Below are 245 nucleotides of genomic sequence, written 5' to 3'. Positions count from 1 at the left end.
ATATCGGCGAGGATGTCGTCAAGATCGGGGTCGCCCTTGCCGGCGGTCTTGGCGATGGTGTGCCATTTCAGCGCCTCCACCTTGTCCACCGGGGCGCCGGCGCCGGTCGCCAGCACATGGGCGAGGCAGCCGCGCGAAAATGGATCGGAAACAACGTCAAATGACGCCTTGACGGCGCCACTTCCAGAGGGCACCCAGTCCGGAAACCGAAGGCGCCGCAGGCCGTTTCCCGTCATCCTGAGGTG

General features: G+C 65.3%; 1 pseudogene. It reads right to left on the bottom strand.

The window, feature by feature from the left end:
* Nucleotides 1–245, bottom strand: a pseudogene (locus FNJ47_RS50350) (HcpA family protein); the annotation flags it as partial.

The sequence above is a fragment of the Bradyrhizobium uaiense genome (assembly GCF_010811875.1).
In the GTDB taxonomy this organism is placed as follows: domain Bacteria; phylum Pseudomonadota; class Alphaproteobacteria; order Rhizobiales; family Xanthobacteraceae; genus Bradyrhizobium; species Bradyrhizobium uaiense.
The sequence above is the reverse complement of the archived record's forward strand: the minus strand, read 5'-3'. Positions and strand labels throughout refer to the sequence as shown.